The 3,086-nt window shown below is 44.9% G+C and carries 2 protein-coding genes and 1 pseudogene; 2 read left to right on the plus strand and 1 reads right to left on the minus strand.

Features of this window, described 5'->3' with window-relative positions:
* Positions 1-299 precede the first annotated feature (299 nt).
* A pseudogene (locus tag AB7U36_RS21420) lies at positions 300-569 on the minus strand (group II intron maturase-specific domain-containing protein); the annotation flags it as partial.
* Positions 570-879: 310 nt separating this feature from the next.
* Between AB7U36_RS21420 and AB7U36_RS21425 the strand changes: the two are divergent.
* Both AB7U36_RS21425 and AB7U36_RS21430 read left to right on the plus strand, forming a co-directional pair.
* On the plus strand, positions 880-1,401 hold the full coding sequence (locus tag AB7U36_RS21425) for a hypothetical protein (RefSeq protein ID WP_428161649.1): 522 nt from the start codon (positions 880-882) through the stop codon (positions 1,399-1,401).
* Positions 1,402-2,076: 675 nt separating this feature from the next.
* Positions 2,077-3,086, plus strand: a 1,010-nt coding sequence (locus tag AB7U36_RS21430) for a hypothetical protein (RefSeq protein WP_428161650.1), incomplete at its 3' end; no start/stop codon positions are given.

Consider the following 3,086-nt stretch of genomic DNA (forward strand, 5'->3'; position numbering starts at 1 on the left):
AAGAAACTTACAACCCCTGGTTACCCAGACGCTGCTTCCCGGTGCTAAGAAGGCGTACGGATAATTCCTCCTTCAGGACTTTAACCTGTTAGAACTACAGTTGTTACGGCATACGGACATCTTACTTTGTAATCTGGGTAGAGTAGAGCACTGATTCGGCCGGTTTCTTCAGCCCTTTTTATATTCGAGACGCCTTGCCGCACGCGGCTACTACGTGTTCCAAAGGCCTTGCATCCTCAATGCTCCCTCATCAAACCGTGCATACGGTTCTCCCGTACACGGCTTTCCGATGTTCTTCACTATAAGGCTTGCGCCCTTTTCCACTTTGCGTAAGTTGGGATTCTATACAAATACAACTTGTTGTACAGAAAATCTGTAGAGAACCGTTTATACCCATTTGTCCTGGTCCGAACTTTATGCCGTACACATAGATTCTTACGGACCCTTTCTTCGGTAAACCATTTGACCCGAGCCATCACTTTCGTGCTGTGCTGGTAGTGAAAATAAGCTGCCCAGCCTTGGGTCGCATAGTTGATCTCATCAATCCAGTTTGGCACCGATACCGGTGTTCTTCGGCGGTGAGTTTAAAAAATAGGGGACAGACCACGTTTTATTATCATCAAAGTCGATGTAAATACGGGGTCGGACCACGCTAAGTATTTGAAACATAAGCAAATATCTTTCAAATAAGGGCTTGAAGCAGGCTTAGAGTGAAAAATAGGGGACAGACCACGTTTTATTATCATCAAAGTCGATGGCAATCGGGTAAAGAATCGCAAGTGTGGGCTGTTTTCTTTTTTTGGTGGTTGCTAATCAATGCCCTGATGGTTATAATCATTTGATCGCTGGTTGAAGTAAAAGAAAAAAAGGGGGGGGGAGATGAAATCAAACCTATTGAACCGTGTGATGATCGTATTCATATTTCTTCATCTGTTTTTACCGATGTCATTATGGGCTGTGGAGATAGCGCCTCGGATATCGGATCGTGAGATCATCGAAAAGCTTGTTGTTCTGGAAGAGGGTCAGAAAGCGCTCAGGACTGAAATGAAATCGGGCCAGGAAGCGCTCAGGACTGAAATGAAATCGGGCCAGGAAGCGCTTAATAAAAGACTGGATGATTTAAACAAAAGACAGGATGATTCAAATAATACGATGCTTGTTCTTTTTGGATCTCTCATCACGTTGATTGTGGCACTTTTTGGTTATATTGCCTGGGATCGTCGTACCATGGTGAAGCCGGTGATTGAACAGGTCCATCGGCTGGAACGTAAAGTTCTGGATGATCTGGATTTGGAACACTCGGATGGTTCACTTTTAAGAAGGCAGCTTGAGGCATTGAGACAATATGCCGGAAAGAATCCTGAATTTGCTGAAATATTGAGGGGATTGGCGCTGCTTTAGAAGCATGGAGTTGTGGAGTTGGGTTCAAACCTTGATTATTACCTTGGCTTTCAGGATACACCTTGACTGAAATAGCCCGTCCGGGTAAAATTTTCCCATGACAGACAAAGAAAATAATATAGGGGTAAATAACCCCCACGATAAGGTATTCAGAGAGAACTACGGTCACCCTGACAATGCTCGTAGTCTTATACTCGATGATCCAGTTTTTTGGGATTAGACAATGTCACAATATTGGGAAATGTAAAGGCTGGTCAAGTCGATGGTATAATACCAACTATTCCAGCTGATATCTCACCCATTGGTTGGCCAGCCTCCACTGAGCAGAATAAAAGGGGCGCATTCCCATTTTGCCGGTTTCAAAACAGCCTATCATTTTTAACAAAAAGCAGCTATGCTTTCCTTCAACGATAACTCGATGGGAAAGAAAACAGCATGAAGCTCAAAAAAGCCGAAACCTGTGAAACCGTAGAAGAAATATGAATTATTGAAACAGCTGGACAAAGAGAAGCGGCTAATTCGCAGTCCGGAAGAGTTAATTCAGGTTGAACAGGAAATTTTAAGCTATACCAATCGTTTAGCCACGTTGATGCTAAAAAAAAAGTCCAAACCAGCTTGAACTCTCCAGAGCATAACGAACAGGAAAAAGAGTTGGTGAGTAGTTGGCCTGGCCGCATGAAAAGTGAAGGTTTTGAAACAGTTCAAATTCAAACTACTTCCGGCGGCACGATCCAAATCCGTGTTCGATACTACCGGCGAGCCTGCGACCGTCGAAATGGAAAAAGACATAAAGGGTTGTATGCTGGTTTAGCCTTGCTTGGAATTCATGATCGATGTACACCGGTCTTGGCGGCGATGGTCAGCGCTTGGTCAGCCTTACTGAGTTCCTTTGAAGAGGTCCGGCAGGTCCTTTGTGATCACGGCGTTGACTTGAATGTAAAGGTAATCCGGAAATTGGCGTACCGTTATGCGGAACGGGCAAGGGTGGTACAGCAAATGGGTCTGATTCCCTTGAATGAAAAGGACAACCTTCAAGGTCGTCGGGTTGTCATCAGCGCCGATGGTGGCCGTACTCGATTGCGGGAAAAAAAGCGAGGTCCCAAGACTTCCAAAGGAAGAGGCAGATATCATGGGGCCTGGAGAGAACCCAAACTCTTAATCATCTATGTTGTCGATGCCCACGGGAAACAGGAAAAAAGTTTTACCCCCTTTATTGATGGGGGTTTTAATGATCCTGATGGCTTGTTTCAATTGCTGGAGAGCTATTTGGAGTCACTTTGCATCCAAGAAGCAGACAAGGTCTTGTTTGTTGCGGACGGGGCACATTGGATCTGGAATCGAGTCCCTGATCTGATCAAGGCATTGGGGTTGAATCCGGAGAGAGTGTATGAGCTCCTTGATTTTTATCATGCAGTAGAGCATTTGGGAAAGGTTGCAGGCTTGCGAAAAAGCTGGTCAGCCAAAGAACGTAAATCCTGGGTCTCAAAACAGCGACGCTTTTTACTAAAAGGTGAATCGGAAACGGTCGTACAAGTAGTACAGACTCTTTGTCGAGGTCGGAACAGCAAAGCCATAAAGACAGAACGAGATTACTTTGTACGTAATAGGCACCGCCTTGCTTTTCCAACTGTCAAGGCATTGAATTTGCCGATTGGCAGTGGTGCGATTGAAAGTTCGATTCGAAG

Source organism: Desulfobacter sp. (assembly GCF_050177295.1).